A 16,064-nucleotide genomic window follows, 5' to 3' on the forward strand; every position below is an offset into this window, starting at 1 on the left:
CAAGATGACGAACGTCGTCGCGGTGCGCATTCCGCAGGGCGTGCTCGGGCGAGAGGTAGACCCGCTCGATGCCGTCGCGGCTGGAGGAGACCGCGACGGCATCGAGCGGGTCTACCTCTCGCCCGAGCACGCCCGGGTGAACGCGATGGCCGCGCGCTGGATGACCGAGGCGGGCATGCGCACCTGGCAGGACGCGGCCGGCAACCAGTGCGGCCGCTACGAGGGCGCGACTCCGGGACTCCCGGCGCTCCTGCTCGGCTCGCACCTCGACACGGTGCCCGACGCGGGCCGCTACGACGGGATCCTCGGCGTGATGCTCGCGATCGCCGTGGTGTCGCGCCTGCACGGGGCGGGCCGGCGCCTGCCGTTCGCCGTCGAGGTCGTCGCGTTCGGCGACGAGGAGGGCACCCGCTTCGGCACAGCGCTCCTCGGCTCCCGCGCCCTCGCCGGCACCTGGGACGAGCACTGGTGGGAGCTCGAGGACGCCGACGGGACGACGCTCGTCGAGGCGTTCCACGAGTTCGGGCTGGACCCCTCGCGCATCCGCACCGCCGCGCGCGACGCGCAGGACGTTCTCGCCTACCTCGAGGCGCATATCGAGCAGGGCCCCTACCTGGAGGAGGCGGACCGCGCCCTCGCCGTGGTCTCCTCGATCGCGGGCGCCCGCCGCTTCGCACTCACCCTCACCGGCAAGGCCGGGCACGCGGGCGGGGTCCCGCTCGACCGCCGCCGCGACGCGCTCACCGGGGCGGCCGAGGCCGTGCTCGCGGTGGAGCGCATCGCGCGGGAGCAGGGCGTGATCGCCACGGTCGGCCGGCTCGAGACCTTCCCGGGCGCGGTCAACGTCATCCCCGGCCGGGTCGAGTTCAGCCTCGACCTCCGCGCCGAGACCGACGCCCAGCGCGACGCGGCGTGGGACGCCATCGAGCACGCGATGTCGGAGTCGGCGTCGCGCCGCCGTCTCGCGCTGACGGTGGAGGAGACCCATTCGGCCCCCGCGGTCGTCGCCTCCACTCGGCTGCAGGACGTCGTGCGGGCGGGCATCCGCGCGACCGGGGACGCGGAGCCGATGGTGCTGTTCTCCAAGGCCGGCCACGACGCGATGGCGGTCGCCGACCTCGCCGAGTACGCGATGCTCTTCCTCCGCTGCGAGGGCGGCGTCAGCCACCACCCGGACGAGAACGTGACCGAGGCCGACGTCGCGACCGCGCTCGACGCGTTCGAGGCGGCCGTGCTGGCGCTCGCCGACGGGACGCCGACCGCGTGACCCCCGCCCCGGCCCCCTCGACGAGCATCGGTCACCGCATCGATGCCGGCTACGCCGCGCTGTCGCGGCAGGAGCAGCGGGCGGCCGACTTCATCCTCGACCACCTCGGCGACCTGGCCGTCTACACGGCGACCGAGCTCGCCCAGCACAGCGGAGTGTCCAAGGCCACGGTCTCGCGGCTGTTCCGCCGCCTGGGGTTCTCGAACTCGCAGGAGGTGCGCGAGCACGCCCGGGCGCTGCGGTCCTCCGGTGTGCCGGTCGGTCCCGCGCAGGGACAGGGGGATCCGCTCGCCGCGCACCTCGAGAGCGAGCGGGCGAACCTGGCCCGGCTGGCCGCCGCGTTCGGCGACGGGCGGCTGGAGGAGGCGGTGCGGCTGATCGCGGGAGCACGCGAGGTCGTCGTGATCGGACTGCGCAACAGCTACCCGGTGGCGCTGCACCTGCGCCAGCAGCTCGCGCAGGCGCGCGGACGCGTTCGGATCGCCCCGCAGCCCGGCCAGTCGCTCGGTGAGGAGCTCGAGGGGCTCGGAGCCGAGGACGTCGTGGTGCTGGTCGGCTTCCGCCGCCGCCCCGCCTCCTTCACGGCCCTGATCGGGACGCTCGCCGCGCGCGAGGTGCCCGTGGTGCTCCTCGCGGATCCGCCCGCCCGGCGCTACGCGGAGCACGCGGCGGTCTGGCTGGAGTGCCCGGTCGACAGCGGCACGGCGCTGGACAGCTACGCATCGGCGATGAGCGCGGTCGCGCTCGTGGCCTCCGGAGTGCTCGGGGCGTCGCCGAGGGAGTCGCGCGAGCGGATCGCCGGGATCAGCACGGCCTACGCGGAGCTCGCCGAGCTGGAGGACCGGCCGTGAGCGAGGCGGCGGAGCTGATCCGCGCGCACGCCAAGGACCCCGTCGGGCAGGCCGACCCGACTCCGGCCCTCGGCCGGGCCGAGCTGATCACCCCCACCTGCGGCGACCGGATCGAGCTGCGCGTCGACGGCGGCGCGGAGCAGGTGCGCCTCGCCTGGAGCGGGCGGGGGTGCGAGGTCTCGCGGGGATCCGCGTCGCTGCTCGCGGACGGTCTCGACGGGCTGCCGGCGTCGGACATGCGGGAGCGGATCGACGCGTTCCTCGCGGCGATGGCGCACCGGGAGGGTGCACTCGCAGGCGAGGAGCAGGCGCTGCTCGCGGTGGCGGGCAACCCCGTCCGCTCCGTCTGCGCGACGCTGGCCTGGCGGGCGCTGGCCGCCGCCCTCGACGACGCGGGCCTGGCGTGAACCGCTCAGTCCGGCCCGTCGCGGTCGGCTCCCGACCACAGATCGCCGCACTCCACCCCGCGCGCGCCCCTCGCGCGGAGCAGGTCGCGCGCGCCGGAGTCGCCGTGCACGCCCTCGAGGAGCTCCGGCCAGTGGTCCCGTCCCAGCAGCACCGGATGACCGGGCCGACCGCGGAAGACCGCGCGGGCGAGCACGTCCGGCGCGACCGGCGCCTCCGCGAGCAGCCGGGCCCCCACGCTGGGCGGCTCCTCGGGCAGGTCGACCAGGGCGACCAGCGCGGCGACGCCCTCGGCCGCGGCGAGACCCGCGCGGAGCGACGCCGAGAGGCCGCTCTCGCACTCCGCCGCGACGACCACGTCCGCGGACGGCGGCACCAGGAGGCGCGCCCGTCCGGCCTCCGCGCCCAGGACCACGAGCACCCGCTCGCAGCCCACCGCGCGGAGCCTCTCGACGGCTCGCTCCACCCAGGGAACTCCCGCCGCGTCGCACCGCAGCGCCTTCGGGCCGCCCGCCCGGCGCCCCGCACCCGCCGCGAGCACCAGCCCGACGAGGTCCCGACTCCCGACCAGATCCATCCGACCATCGTGCCGCAGGCCGAGCCCCTGCTCCGCCGGACGAAGGAGACCGCATGACCGACACCCGATCCGAGACCGCCCGCGACGTGCTGCTCGCGTGCCTCGCCGTCCCCCGCTGGGCCGACGAGGTCGCCTCCGGCGCGCCCTACCCGTCGGCCGACGCGCTCGCCGACGCGGCCGAGCGGGCCGCGCGCACGCTCACCGAGGAGGAGGTGGAGGCGGCGCTGGCCGACCACCCGCGGATCGGGGAGCGGCACGCGGGTGCGGGGCGCTCCTCCGCGTTCTCGGCCGCGGAGCAGGCGGCGAGCCGCACGGGCGACGAGGAGCTGACCCGGCGGCTGCTGGCCGGCAACCGCGCCTACGAGAAGCGGTTCGGGCGCGTGTTCCTCCTCCGCGCGGCCGGCCGCGACCGGGCCGAGGTCGTCGCGGAGCTGGAGCGGAGGCTCGGGCTCGACGACGAGACGGAGGCCCGCATCGTCGCGGAGCAGCTGCGGGAGATCACGGTGCTGCGCGTCCGCGGCCTCGACGACGGGCGCCTCGTCCGGGCGGAGGCCGCACGATGAGCGGGCACGCCAGCCGCGTCACCACCCACGTGCTCGACGCCGTCCGCGGCCGCCCCGCGCGCGGGGTCCCGGTGGCTCTCGACGCCCGTGTCGGCTCCGGCTGGGAGCGCCTCGCCGAGGCCCGCACCGACGACGACGGCCGCGTGGCGGCCTTCGGGCCGGAGCGCCTGGCCGCCGGGGTGCACCGGGTCGTCTTCGACACCGGCGCCTGGTTCGCCGCCTCGGGCACCGAGTCGTTCTACCCCGAGGTCGTCGTCGCCTTCCGCCTCGACGACGAGGAGGCGCACTTCCACATCCCGCTCCTGCTCAGTCCCTTCGCCTACTCGACCTACCGGGGCAGCTGATGCAGCTGCAGGACGTCCTCGACGCGCCGCAGCTGCGGCTGCGCGTGCTGGTCGCCGGCGACGGGGCGCTCGCGCGGCCGGTCGACGGCATCTTCACGACCGATCTTCTCGATCCGCGCCGCTACATCTCGCGCGACCAGCTGGTGCTGACCGGTCTGGTCTGGCGTCGGGACGCCCAGGACAGCGCGGCCTTCGTCGCCGCGGTCGCGGACTCGGGTGCCAGCGCTCTGCTCGCCGGCGAGGGGCTGCTGGGCTTCGTTCCGGACGACCTCGTCGTCGCCTGCCGCGAGCACGACGTCCCGCTGATCGCCGTGCCGGCCGATGTGTCGTTCGGCGCGATCACGGCGCACCTGTCGAACGCTCTCGCCGGCGACCGCGTGGCCCGGCTGACGGCCGCCCTCGCCCGCCAGCGGGAGCTGCTGACGGAGGTCTACCGGGGGCAGCAGCTCGACGAGCTCGTCACGCGCACCTCGCGCGAGCTCGGACTCCCCGTGTCGGTGCTGACCGCCACCGGCCGGACCGCGGCCTCCGCCTCGCCCCTGGGGCTGGGGGAGATCGAGCGGGTCGTGCACGCGGCGCTCACGGCCCGGCGCAGCCCGGTCGTGGTCGCGGACGCCCGCGGCGGCGCCCTGTCGGTCCTCACCGTCGCCGGAGCGGGCGAGCACCGCGCCACCTCCTGGCTGGTCGTCGTCGGGGGAGACTGGAACGACTGGCCCGCCGCGGTACTCGACGCCGTGACGGAGCTCGCCGGAGTCGTGGGGGTCTACCGGCTGCAGCGGGAGGCGGCGCTCTCGGCCGACTCCGCTCTCGCCGACCGCCTGCTCGAGCTCGTGGAGGAGGACAGCGAGCAGCCCGAGGCCGCGGTGTACCTGCGGCAGCTCGGACTCGGCGGCGCCGGGCGGTGCGCCGTGGTCGCCGCCGAGTTCGAGGGCGACGCGCCCCCGGACCTGGCGCGCCGTGTCCTGGTCGACGCCGCCGCGCACCTGGGCCGCGCCGTGGTCGGACGCGACGCCGAGGGCTGCGCGGTGGCTGTGCTGCCCACCGAGGCGACCGATGCGATCCCCACCGGCGCGGATCCGCTCGCCGTCGTCACCTCGGCGCTGCGACGAGCGGGAGCCGCGTGGCCGGGCGCCGTGCTGCGCGTCGGGACGAGCGCCGCGACTCCGCTGCCCGCGCTCGGCGGCGCCCTCCGCTCGGCACGCTACGGGATGCTGCTGCCGGGCTCTCCGGGCGACGACGCTCCGGTGCGGGTCAGCGACTCCGGGGAGGTCACCTCCGCCGTGCAGCTGCTGAGCGCGGTCCCCGACCACCTGCGCTCAGTGTTCGTCGAGCTGGTGCTCGGGCGGCTCGTCGAGCACGACGCGCGCTACGGCTCGCAGCTGGTCGCCACGCTCGCGGCGTTCCTCGACTGCGGCGGCTCGTGGGTGCGCACGGCGGAGCAGACGCACCTGCACCTGAACACGGTGCGGTACCGCATCGCGAGGGTGGAGGAGCTGACGCAGCGCGACCTGTCGGACACCGCGGACCGCGCCGACCTGTTCCTGGCGCTGCGCCTGCGCTGACGGCCGGGTGCGCGCGGTCCGCACCGCGCCGCCCGGGCCGGCCCCGTCACTCCGGAGGCGCGATCCGCCTGCCCCGGACGTGCACCGCGGCGATCGCCGGCTCGCGCAGGGTCATCAGCAGGGCGAAGAGCAGCTGGGCCGTCGCCTCCTCCTCGTCGTCCGCGCGGATCCCGTGGGCGAGGACGTCGGCGAGCGGCTCCCACCGGTCGGGCTCGATGCGGAGGAAGTCCGCGTCCTTCCCGGGGTCGAGGCTGCCGAACCGGTCCTCCTGGTCGAGCGCCCGCGCGCCGGCGAGCGTCGCCGTGAACAGGAGCTCGGCCGGATGCAGGGCGACGGCCGCGTCGCCGGGCTCCGAGAGGTGCACCTTGAAGGCGTCGTTCGCCACTCGCGCCAGCAGCCACTCGTCGCCCGCGCCCACGTCCGAGCCGAGGGCGACGGTGACCCCCGAGGCGACGGTCCGGCGCCAGGGCATGGTGCCGGAGCCGAGGAACTGCTGCGAGGTCGGGCAGTGGGCGATCGAGGTGCCGGTCTCCTCCATCCGGTGCAGCTCCGCGTCCTGGCAGTGCACGGCGTGGGCGAGGATCGTGCGCGGCCCGAGGAGGGAGGAGCCGCCGCGCGCCGAGCCGGGCAGGAAGAGCCCGTCGTAGGTGTCGAGGTAGCTGCGGGTGCCGTACGAGCCGAGCACGGCGGCGATCTCGCCGTCGCCGGGCCGGTCGTTCTCGTTGAGGTGGCTGTGCACGTAGACGCCGCGTCCGCGGACGTCGTCGTAGAGGTCGCCGAGCGCTCCGAGGGTCCGGGGAGTGACGGACAGCGAGAACCGCGGGACGAGCGCGACCTGCAGGAGCTGGTCCCTCCCGTGCCAGCGGTCGATCTCTTCCGACGCGAGCGTCAGCGCCTCCTCCTCCGAGGTGATCAGGGGCGCCGCCGAGGCCGGGCCCGTGGTCTGGATCCCGCGCCCCGACACGATCCGCAGCCCCGCCTCGCGGCTGCGCTCGAAGAGGGCGTCCTGCGCGGCCGGGAACGCGGAGCCGAAGACCATCGCGGCGGTCGTGCCCGCGGCCACCCGCCGCCGGGTGAAGGCGCGCGCGACGACGTCGGCGAACTCCGGGTCGGCGAGCCGCGCCTCCGCCGGGAACACCGTCCGGTCGAGCCACTCGAGCAGCTGGCCGCCGCCGAAGCCGTCGGTCGAGAACGTCTGGGGGAAGTGCACGTGCGCGTCGACGAAGCCGGGCAGCAGGATCGACGCGGCGTCGCCGGAGACCGGCAGGAGCGCGAAGCGGTCCGGCAGCTCGCGGTACGGACCGACCCAGGCGATCGTGCCGTCCTCGTCCACGGCGAGAGCGCCGTCCGGGATCGACACCAGCGACTCCCGCGCGGTCGTGAGCGTCGCACCCCCGGCGACGTGCAGCACGTGCCCCCGGTGGACGCCCCCGGCGCCGGTCACACCAGGCCCGTGTAGGCGGTCCAGGCGGATCCCGCGGGCGGCGCGTCGTCGCGGGTGACGCTCGCCTGGATCAGCCCGTAGGGGCGGTCGGCGGCGTGGAAGACCTCGTTGTCGTTCTCGACGCCGAAGGGCGACAGGTCGTAGACGAAGTGGTGCTTGTTCGGCGCGGAGAGACGGATCTCGACGATCTGCGGGTACTCCTCCAGGACCGCCTTCCCCATCTCGAAGAGCGTCTGCTGGAGGGCGAGGGAGTGCACGGTCGCGAAGCGGCTCGTCATGAGCGCCTTGACGCCCGCGTAGACCGCCTCCCAGTCCATCGCCGCGATCTCGTCCTCGCTCAGGGCGAAGCGCCACTTCGCGACCAGCGAGGTCGCCATCACCCGGTCGTTCGTCGGCTGGAGGACCGTGTACGGGTCGGTGAGGAAGCCGTGGAACTCGCTCCCCGTGGACTTCAGGATCGTGAGGTCCTTGAAGCCGCCGGTGATCCAGATCCGCCGCTCGTCGCCCGAGCCCTCGACCGTGACCGACGCGATCCGCGTCTCCTGGCCCTTCCGGACCCAGGTGTGGTCGTGCTCGCGCCCGTCCACCAGCACGCGCTCCCAGGCGAACTCCTCGATCTCGATGCGGGCGCCGTGGACGGGCTCGTAGCCGTCGACGAAGTGGCGGGCCAGCTCGAGGCCGTAGGGCTCGATCGAGCGCAGGCCCTTCTCCTTGGCGAAGGCGTACGCCGTCTGCTTCTGCGTGTCCGTGGGCAGGACGGCCGACTGGTCGCCCTCTCGGTGCGCGGCCTCGAAGTCGCCGCGGAGGGCCGTGGAGACGTTGACGTCGTGGATCTCGTGCCGCGGGGTCTCGCGGTAGATCCGCACGACGCGGTTCTCGGCCTTCCCGTACTGGTGGTCCCCGAGGATGATCGACATGTCCGCTCCTGTCCGTTCCGTGCGGCCGGGCCCGGTCACGCGGTGGTGACCGTCCTGCTCGCGGCTCCTGCGAGCCCGTCTGCCAGCCTCGCGCCTGCCGGCGGCTCCGCGCACCGGCGGAGCATCCCGAGGAGCCGCCGCCGGGACTCCGAGTCTTGTGCGATCCGCCCGCTCCGCGGCTCCGACCCGCCTCCGTTCACACGCTCGAAACCTGCCGATGACACGGCGGCGCTCGGCGTGAGCGGTCGAGCTCCCCGAGGTGTCGTCAGGGAGGCGGGGGATCGGCGGGTCGAGGTCAGGGGCGGGTGAGGAGGCGCCCGGCGGGCGGGACCGTCGCGGCGGTGACTCGGCGGCCGCCCACCCAGGTGGCGGCGACGGCGCCGCGGAGGACGCGGCCCTCGTAGGCCGAGACGGGGTTCCGGTGCGAGAGGGCGTCGACGTCCACGCGCCACTGCGCCTCCGGGTCGAACGCGACCAGGTCGGCGTCGGACCCCGCGTGCAGCAGGCCCTTCTGGCCGAGCCCGGCGAACGCGGCGGTCGCCGTGGACATCCAGGCGACGACCTGCTCGAGCGGGATGCCCCGCTCGCGGGCCCCGGTCCAGACCGCGCGGAAGCTCAGCTCGAGTCCCGAGATCCCGCCCCAGGCGACGCCGAAGTCGCCGCCGGCGGGGAGCTTCAGCTCGGCGGTGGCGGGGGAGTGGTCCGAGGCGATGATGTCGATCGTCCCGTCGAGCAGCCCCTTCCAGAGCAGCTCGCGGTTGCGCTCGTCGCGGATCGGCGGGCAGCACTTGAACTGCGTGCCGCCGTCGGGGATCGAGCCGGCGTCGAAGGTGAGGTAGTGCGGGCAGGTCTCGGCGGTGATCGGCAGCCCCTCGGCCTTGGCCTCGCGCAGGAGCGGCAGCGCGTCGGCGGAGGAGAGGTGCAGGATGTGCGCGCGGCAGCCGGTCTCGCGGACGGCCTCGATCACGTGCAGGATCGCGCTGCGCTCGGAGGCGGGCGGGCGGGAGTCGACGAACGCGCCGTAGGAGGCGCCGGGCTCCAGCGCGCTCGCCTCCAGCTCGGCCGGGTCCTCGGCGTGCACGATCAGCAGTCCGTCGAAGGCGGCGATCTCGCGCATCGCCTCGACGAGCTGCTCCCGGCTCAGGTGCGGGAACTCGTCCACGCCGCTCGGCGAGAGGAAGCACTTGAAGCCGAAGACGCCCGCGTCGTGGAGCTCGCGCAGCGTGCCGAGGTTCGAGGGGATCGCCCCGCCCCAGAAGCCGACGTCCACCTGCGCCTGCGGCCCGGCGGCCGCGCGCTTGGCCTCGAGCCCCGCCACCGTGGTGGTCGGCGGGATCGAGTTCAGCGGCATGTCGATGATCGTGGTGACGCCCCCGGCGGCGGCCGCGCGGGTGGCGGAGGCGAAGCCCTCCCATTCCGTGCGGCCCGGTTCGTTGACGTGCACGTGGGTGTCGACGATCCCCGGGATCAGGACCTGGCCCTCGGGGAGGACGATCTCCTCCGTGGTCCGCCAGGGGGCGTCCCGCTCGCCGACCGCGACGATCAGGCCCTCGGCGATCGCGATGCTGGCCGGACGCCGGCCGTTCTCGGTCAGCACGTCGGAGGCGCGGATCACGAGGTCGAGGAAGGGAGCGTCGTCAGGCATGGATCGACCCTATACTCGGCATGTTTCCTGCGTGTGAGCGCCCGTCGGCGGCTCCGCCCGGCCTCCCCGCAGCCCCGGCGCCGTCGCCTCCCGTCCGAGAAGAGGAGGCCGTCGTGCTCGACATCGCCGACCCCCTGCTCGAGCGCGTCGAGGCGGGCGGGAGCGTCGCGGTCGTCACGGTCACGCACGTCTTCGGCTCGGCTCCCCGCGCTCTCGGGTCCTCGATGGCGGTGGACGCGGAGGGGCGCGCGATCGGCTCGATCTCCGGCGGCTGCGTCGAGGCGCAGGCGTACGCGCTGGCACAGGAGGTGCTCGGCACCTCGGGCAGCGCGTCCGAGCACTTCGGCTTCGACGACGAGGCGGCCTTCGCCGCGGGCCTGTCCTGCGGGGGGCAGCTGCGCGTGTTCGGCCAGGTCGTCGACTCCGGCTGCACCGCGGTCCTCGCCGAGCTGCGCGCCGCCCGCGCCGGCCGCTCGGCCGCGCTGGCGATCGTCGTCGGCGGCCCGGAGGAGCTGGTCGGCCTCGTGCTCACCGGAGCGACGCGCCTTCAGGACGTCGTCGGCCCGCACCTGGACGAGGACACCGCCCGCCGCATCCTCGCCGAGCGCGAGGCGCGCCTGGCCTCCGGCCGCTCGGCCACGGTCGAGACCGCCTGCCGGGGCGCCGAGCTCGAGGTCGCCTACGTCGTGCACGCGGAGCGGCCGCGCCTGCTGATCTACGGCGCCGTCGACTTCTCCGCCGCGCTCTGCTCCGCAGGCTCCCTGCTCGGCTACCGCGTGACCGTCTGCGACGCGCGTCCGGTGTTCGCGACCGCCGAGCGCTTCCCGGGCGCGGACGAGGTCCTCGTCGAGTGGCCGTCCGACCACCTCGCCCGCGCCGAGGTCGACTCGCGCACCGTGATCGCGGTGCTCACGCACGACGAGAAGTTCGACATCCCGCTGCTCGAGACCGCGCTCGCGCTCCCGGTCGCCTACGTCGGCGCGATGGGATCGCGGCGCACCCACGAGCGGCGGCTGCGGCTGCTGCGCGAGGCGGGAGTGACGGAGGAGGCGCTCGCCCGCCTGCACTCGCCGATCGGCCTGGACATCGGCGCGTCGACGCCGGAGGAGACGGCCGTGTCGATCCTCGCGGAGGTCCTCGCCGCGCGCACGGGGACGTCCGGGGAGCCGCTCGCGGGGCGCTCGGGCCCGATCCACGCGGCGCGCTGAGCCGCACGTCCTTCCCTGACCACGCGCCGTCGTGATCGCGCCGGCCTGATCGCACTCCGGCGGGAAACGGCCGCGAAACACCGCGCTGCCATGCTCGGGGCATGCAGCGCCACGTCCTCACCGGAGCCCACGTCGCCACCGTCGACGCGCACGGGACCGAGCACCCCGTCGGCCACGTCGTCGTCGACGACTCCCGCATCGTCGCCGTCGGGGCCGGCGACCCTCCGGCATGGGCCCTCGACGGACGGTCGCCGACGGGTCTGCCGGCGCAGGAGGCGATCACGCTCACGCGGGTCGACGGCCGAGGCCACCTGCTCACCCCCGGGCTCGTCAACACGCACCACCACCTCTACCAGTGGCTCACCCGCGGCTGGGCGCAGGACTCGATCCTCTTCGACTGGCTGGTCGCGCTCTACCCCGCCTGGTCCCGCATCGACGCCGACCTGACCCGCTCCGCCGCCCTCGGCGCGATGGGCGTCCTCGCCCGGTCCGGCTGCAGCACCGTCGCCGACCACCACTACGTCTTCCCGCGGGGCTCCGGCGACATCGTCGGCGGCATCGTCGACGCGGCCGGCACCCTCGGCCTCCGGCTGCACGCGACCCGCGGGTCGATGGACCTCGGCGAGTCCCGGGGCGGCCTCCCGCCGGACTTCGCCGTCGAGACCACGGCGGCCGCGCTCCAGGCCAGTGGAGAGGCGGTCCAGCGGTACCACGACGCCTCCGCCGACGCGATGGTGCGGGTCGCGATCGCCCCGTGCTCGCCCTTCTCTGTGACCACCGACCTGCTGCGCGAGTCGGCCGTCCTCGCCCGTCAGCTCGGGGTCCGGCTGCACACCCACGGCTCCGAGACCGTGGAGGAGGACGCCTACACGCGGGAGGCGTTCGGCCTCTCGCCCACCGACCACCTGGAGTCGCTCGGCTGGCTCGGCGACGACGTCTGGATGGCGCACTGCGTCCACCTCGACGCCGACGCGATCGCGAAGTTCGCGGCCACGGGCACCGGAGTCGCGCACTGCCCGTCCTCGAACGGCCGGCTCGCGGCGGGCATCGCGCCGATCCCGCAGCTGCTGGCTGCGGGAGCCCCGGTCGGCCTCGGCGTGGACGGCGCGGCGTCGAACGAGTCCGGTCAGCTCGGCTCCGAGATCCGCGCCGCGGTGCTGATGAACCGCCTGCGCGCCGGCGCCGACCGGATGAGCGCCCGGCAGGCGCTCTCGGTCGCCACCATCGGCGGGGCCCGGGTGCTCGGCCGGCAGGACGAGATCGGCTCGATCGAGGTCGGCAAGCTCGCCGACCTCGCGCTCTGGCGGATCGACGGGATCGAGCACGCGGGCATCGCGGACCCGGTCGCGGCTCTCGCGCTCGGAGCGCAGCCCCCGCTGAGCCTGCTCCTGGTGCAGGGTCGCCCGACGGTGCGGGAGGGACGGCTGGTGAACGCGGACGAGGACGCGATCGCCCGCGAGGTCGCCCGGGCGAGCACGGAGCTGGCGTCGCGCGTCTGAGCTGCGGCAGCCGATCGGCGCTCAGCCCGTCGTCGTTCAACCGGGCGGCGCCTCCGCCTCGACGGACGCGACCGGGGCGGCGTCCGGGTGCAGGAGCCGCCAGATCCGGTCGCGGGAGAGCGGCAGCTCGGTCGGCCGCACGCCGATCGCGTCGCGGACGGCGTTGGCGAGTGCGGGGGCGACCGGGTTGTAGGGCGCCTCGCTCATCGACTTCGCGCCGAACGGCCCGAGCTCGTCGGCGGTGTCCGCGAAGAGCACCTCGGTCTCGGGCACGTCCGCCATCTGCGGGATGTGGTAGTTCCGGAGGATCGCCGTGGTCACGGTGCCCTCGCCGTCGAGGATCACCTCCTCGTACAGCGCCGAGCCGATCGCCTGCGCCACTCCGCCCTCGACCTGCCCGCGGCACTGCGCCGGGTTGATCACGAAGCCGGCGTCGGCCGCCTGGACCGACTGCAGGATCCGCACCTCGCCCGTCGGCTCGTGCACCGCGACGCGGAAGCCCTGGACGTTGAACGCGAGCGAGCGCTGAGCGCCGTCCTCGCTCCCGGTCGCGGTGACCGGTCCGCCGGCCGCACGGACCAGATCGGCGAACGCGACCCGGGTGCCGTCCGGAGCGAGCAGGCCTTCGTCGTCGGGCTCGAAGGTCTCGTCGTGCCCGGTCAGCCGCTTGGCGAGCGCCTGCAGCTCGGCGAGGAGGCGCGTCGCGGCCGAGTGGACGGCCTTGCCCGCGACCACCGTGCCGGCGCTGCCGAACGCTCCGGTGTCGTAGCGGGCCGCGTCCGTGTCGGACTGGCGGATCCGCACCCGGTCGGCCGAGGCGCGGAAGGCGCTCGCGACCAGCTGCGTGTGCACGGTGGTCGTCCCGTTGCCGAACTCGGCCGTGCCGACGCCGATGGTCAGCACGCCCGCGGCGTCGACGGTGACGGTCGCCTCCGAGAAGTGGCCCCGCGGTGGGATGGTGGCGATCATCGCCAGTGCCGTGCCCTGCCCTGTCCGCCACCCCGGTCCGTCGGGGGCGGGGGAGCCGCCGCCGCCGGCCAGGGCCGCCTCGGTGAGGTCGAGGCACTGGTCGAGCCCGTAGGAGGCGAAGCCGATGTCGTCGCCCTCGACGTGCGTGACCACCAGCGGCTCGCCCGGGCGCACCGCGTTGATCCGCCGCAGCTCGAACGGGTCGATCCCGAGCTCGCGGGCGAGATCGTCCATCGCCGACTCGATGCCGAAGACCACCTGCCCGAGGCCGTAGCCGCGGAACGCCCCCGAGGGGAGGTTGTTCGTGTAGACGGCCTGCGCGTCGACGCGCTTGCTGGGCGCGCTGTAGACGGCGACCGACTCCGAGGTGCCGTGGAACATCACGCCGGGTCCGTGGTTGCCGTAGGCGCCGGTGTCCGAGAGCACCTCCACGGCGAGGGCGGTCAGCCGTCCGTCGCGCCGGGCGCCGAGCGTGACGCCGACCCGCATCGGGTGTCGGCAGGGGGCCATCGTGAACTCGTCGCTCCGGGTGAACTCGAACTGCACGGGCCGGCCGGTGGCGAGCACGGCGAGGGCGACGACGTCCTCCGTCAGGATCTCCTGCTTGCCGCCGAAGCCGCCGCCCACCCGTGCCGTGAAGACGCGGACGGTCGACGGATCGCGGTCGAACAGGCGCGCGATCTCGTCGCGCACGAGGAAGGGCACCTGCGTCGAGGTCCGCAGCACCAGCTCTCCGCCCTCGAGCCAGCCGATGGTGCCGTGGGTCTCGAGCGCCGTGTGCGCGACCCGGGAGGTCGAGTACCGGCCCTCGACGACCACGTCGGCCTCCGCGAGTCCGGCGGCCACGTCCCCGTACTCTCCGTGGAGCTCCGCGACGACGTTCGCCTCCGGCCGGGCGATGCGCGAGGCGATCGGATCCTTGTCGGCGTGCAGGAGCGGCGCGCCGGGGGAGCGCGCCTCCTCCGGGTCGAAGACGGCGGGCAGCACCTCGTAGTCGACCTCGACGGCGCGGCAGGCCGCCTCCGCCTCGGCCACCGACTCCGCGACCACCACGGCCACGCGCTGCCCGCGGAACCGGACGACGGTGTCGAGCATGCGGGTGTCGTCCGGGTCGTCGAGCCGGGACTCGTGGCGGGCGGTCGAGTAGAGGACGTCCGGGACGTCCTCGGCGGTCAGGACCGCGACGACGCCCCGCATCGCGCGGGCGGCGGCCGTGTCGATCGAGCGGATGCGCGCGTGGGCGTGCGGGCTCTGGACGACCTTCAGGTGCAGCAGGCCGGCCACGGCGACGTCGAGGGTGAACGGCTCGCGGCCCTGGACGATCCGCCGGCCGGCGGGCGCGCCGAGCGAGCGGCCGACCCGGGACTCCTCGGCCGACGGGCGACCGGTGCGGCGGACGGGCGTGAGACCCGACGGCGGGGCCGCGTGCCGTCCGCGGGCCGGGGCCTCCGTGCGATCCGCTCCGGACGGCTCGGCCGCGTGCGCGCCGTGCCCGGACGCGCAGGCGCCCGTCACGGCCTCGCGGATGGGGCGGTAGCCCGTGCACCGGCAGAGGTTGCCCTTCATCAGCCGCGGCACGTCCTCGGCGCGGACTCCGTCGAGCGCCGTGGCCGTGACCACCATGCCGGCCGTGCAGAAGCCGCACTGGAACGCGCCGGCCTCGACGAACGCCTCCTGCACCGCGCTCGGCTCCTCGGGCGTGCCGAGGCCGGCCGCTGTCGTCACCTCGCGCCCCTCGACGCGGTGGGCGGGGTAGAGGCAGGAGTGGAACGGCGTCCCGTCGACGAGGACGGAGCAGGCGCCGCAGTCACCGGCGTCGCACCCCTTCTTCACCTCGAAGTGCTCGTGGTCGCGGAGGAGGGTGCGCAGCACCTGGCCGGGGCGGGGGGAGGCGTCGACCGGCTCCCCGTTGACGGTGAACCTCATCGGGCGCCTCCGGTCAGCTCGGTGCGGATCTCCTCGGCGAGCACGCGGACGACGGCGTGGCGCCAGTCGGCGGCTCCGTGCGGGTCGGTGAACCAGGTCGCGACGCCGTCGACGGCCGCGGCGAGCTCGGCCGAGGAGGGAACGGCGGCGAAGCGGAGCCGCTCCGGCCGGACGGTCGCCGCGGTGATCGTGAGCACGAACGCGCCGTCGGTGTCGAGGCGGCCGATGACGACGGCGCCGGAGCGTCCGAGAGGGGAGAGCGCCGTCTTGCGGAACGCGGTGCGCGCCCGGAGGGAGGAGAGCGGGAACTCGATCGAGCGGATGACGTCGTCCCGGGCCAGGGAAGTGGTCATGTCGCCGGTCACGAGCTCGGCGACCGGCACGGCGACGTCCGAGCCGTCGGCCCGCCAGACGAGGGCGGTGGCGTCGAGCGCGGCGGCGAGGCTGATCATCGGTCCTGCGGGCAGGGCGTTGGCGATGTTGCCGCCGACAGTGGCGACGTTCCAGATCTTGAAGGAGCCCAGCAGTGCCGTGCAGCACTGGAAGAAGAGCGGATGGGCGGTGTCGCCCGCGTCGGGCATCGAGGCGAGCTCGCTGAGCGTGCAGGTCGCCGCGATCGAGAGCCCGGCGTCCGTGCGCACGATCGGCTCCCACGCGAATCCCTGCAGGTCGAGGAGCTCGTCGAGGTGGTCGTGGGGGAGGGAGAACACCCAGGAGCCGCCTCCGATGACCGCTGAGCGCGGCCCGCGGCCGGCCAGCTCGGAGCGCTCGCGCACCACCCGGACGCGCTGGATCGTGTTCAGGTCCATGCCGCGCCTCCGTCCCGCGCCCGTCGGGCGTCTCCCCCCAGTGAACCCCACCCGTGTGACGCCCGTGTTTCCCCACCC

Annotated in this window: 14 protein-coding genes; 8 read left to right on the forward strand and 6 right to left on the reverse strand. The window is 75.0% G+C overall.

The features are described from left to right. The 3 genes from C5B93_RS16390 to C5B93_RS16400 all read left to right on the forward strand — a co-directional run. Positions 1-1,267 (forward strand): allantoate amidohydrolase (locus C5B93_RS16390; protein ID WP_219814060.1); only part of this gene is annotated, 1,267 nt, incomplete at its 5' end. Beyond that, positions 1,264-2,118 (forward strand): MurR/RpiR family transcriptional regulator, encoded by an 855-nt coding sequence (locus tag C5B93_RS16395; protein ID WP_219812337.1) that lies wholly within the window; start codon positions 1,264-1,266, stop codon positions 2,116-2,118. The genes C5B93_RS16390 and C5B93_RS16395, both read left to right, overlap by 4 nt. Continuing rightward, positions 2,115-2,525: an iron-sulfur cluster assembly scaffold protein gene (locus C5B93_RS16400; RefSeq protein WP_104223491.1), complete on the forward strand. Its 411-nt coding sequence runs from the start codon at positions 2,115-2,117 to the stop codon at positions 2,523-2,525. The genes C5B93_RS16395 and C5B93_RS16400 overlap by 4 nt, the downstream gene beginning before the upstream one ends. A gap of 5 nt (positions 2,526-2,530) precedes the next feature. Here the strand turns inward: C5B93_RS16400 and C5B93_RS16405 are convergent, their stop codons facing one another. After that, positions 2,531-3,100 carry an NTP transferase domain-containing protein gene (locus tag C5B93_RS16405; protein ID WP_104292969.1) on the reverse strand — a complete coding sequence of 190 codons (570 nt, stop codon included), beginning with the start codon at positions 3,098-3,100 and terminating at the stop codon, positions 2,531-2,533. Positions 3,101-3,153: 53 nt separating this feature from the next. On the opposite strand from C5B93_RS16405, the gene uraD reads away from it, so the two are divergent. From uraD to C5B93_RS16420, 3 genes are read left to right on the forward strand one after another with little or no spacing between them, the layout of a single operon-like run. Then, positions 3,154-3,663 carry a 2-oxo-4-hydroxy-4-carboxy-5-ureidoimidazoline decarboxylase gene (uraD, locus tag C5B93_RS16410; protein WP_104251157.1) on the forward strand — a complete coding sequence of 170 codons (510 nt, stop codon included), beginning with the start codon at positions 3,154-3,156 and terminating at the stop codon, positions 3,661-3,663. Further along, positions 3,660-4,007, forward strand: a complete 348-nt coding sequence (gene uraH / locus C5B93_RS16415) for a hydroxyisourate hydrolase (protein ID WP_104223494.1) — start codon at positions 3,660-3,662, stop codon at positions 4,005-4,007. The genes uraD and uraH overlap by 4 nt, the downstream gene beginning before the upstream one ends. Further along, a complete protein-coding gene (locus tag C5B93_RS16420; RefSeq protein WP_104257342.1) occupies positions 4,007-5,569 on the forward strand; it encodes a PucR family transcriptional regulator in 1,563 nt (520 codons plus the stop codon). Before uraH ends, C5B93_RS16420 begins: the two co-directional genes overlap by 1 nt. 46 nt (positions 5,570-5,615) lie before the next feature. Here the strand turns inward: C5B93_RS16420 and C5B93_RS16425 are convergent, their stop codons facing one another. The 3 genes from C5B93_RS16425 to allB all read right to left on the reverse strand — a co-directional run bounded on the left by C5B93_RS16425 (position 5,616) and on the right by allB (position 9,575). Beyond that, positions 5,616-7,013 carry an amidohydrolase family protein gene (locus tag C5B93_RS16425; protein WP_104292970.1) on the reverse strand — a complete coding sequence of 466 codons (1,398 nt, stop codon included), beginning with the start codon at positions 7,011-7,013 and terminating at the stop codon, positions 5,616-5,618. Further along, positions 7,010-7,930 carry a factor-independent urate hydroxylase gene (gene pucL, locus C5B93_RS16430; protein ID WP_104234587.1) on the reverse strand — a complete coding sequence of 307 codons (921 nt, stop codon included), beginning with the start codon at positions 7,928-7,930 and terminating at the stop codon, positions 7,010-7,012. Before pucL ends, C5B93_RS16425 begins: the two co-directional genes overlap by 4 nt. A 295-nt stretch (positions 7,931-8,225) precedes the next feature. Further along, complete coding sequence (allB, locus tag C5B93_RS16435) at positions 8,226-9,575, reverse strand: allantoinase AllB (RefSeq protein WP_104248249.1); 1,350 nt, start codon at positions 9,573-9,575, stop codon at positions 8,226-8,228. A 113-nt stretch (positions 9,576-9,688) separates the two neighbouring features. On the opposite strand from allB, the gene C5B93_RS16440 reads away from it, so the two are divergent. Both C5B93_RS16440 and C5B93_RS16445 read left to right on the forward strand, forming a co-directional pair. Next, positions 9,689-10,783: an XdhC family protein gene (locus tag C5B93_RS16440; RefSeq protein WP_104292971.1), complete on the forward strand. Its 1,095-nt coding sequence runs from the start codon at positions 9,689-9,691 to the stop codon at positions 10,781-10,783. 101 nt (positions 10,784-10,884) lie between these two features. Next, the gene (locus tag C5B93_RS16445; protein ID WP_104256298.1) at positions 10,885-12,282 is read left to right on the forward strand and encodes an 8-oxoguanine deaminase; all 1,398 of its coding nucleotides are present in this window, start codon (positions 10,885-10,887) and stop codon (positions 12,280-12,282) included. 36 nt (positions 12,283-12,318) lie between these two features. Here C5B93_RS16445 and C5B93_RS16450 read toward each other — a convergent pair whose 3' ends face one another. Together C5B93_RS16450 and C5B93_RS16455 are read right to left on the reverse strand one after the other, a co-directional pair. Further along, positions 12,319-15,177: a molybdopterin cofactor-binding domain-containing protein gene (locus C5B93_RS16450; protein ID WP_104292972.1), complete on the reverse strand. Its 2,859-nt coding sequence runs from the start codon at positions 15,175-15,177 to the stop codon at positions 12,319-12,321. Beyond that, positions 15,174-15,986, reverse strand: a complete 813-nt coding sequence (locus C5B93_RS16455; RefSeq protein ID WP_104292973.1) for an FAD binding domain-containing protein — start codon at positions 15,984-15,986, stop codon at positions 15,174-15,176. Before C5B93_RS16455 ends, C5B93_RS16450 begins: the two co-directional genes overlap by 4 nt. Between the last annotated feature and the right edge of the window lie 78 nt (positions 15,987-16,064).

This window comes from Rathayibacter sp. AY1A2 (assembly GCF_002930935.1).
Classification (GTDB): Bacteria; Actinomycetota; Actinomycetes; order Actinomycetales; family Microbacteriaceae; genus Rathayibacter.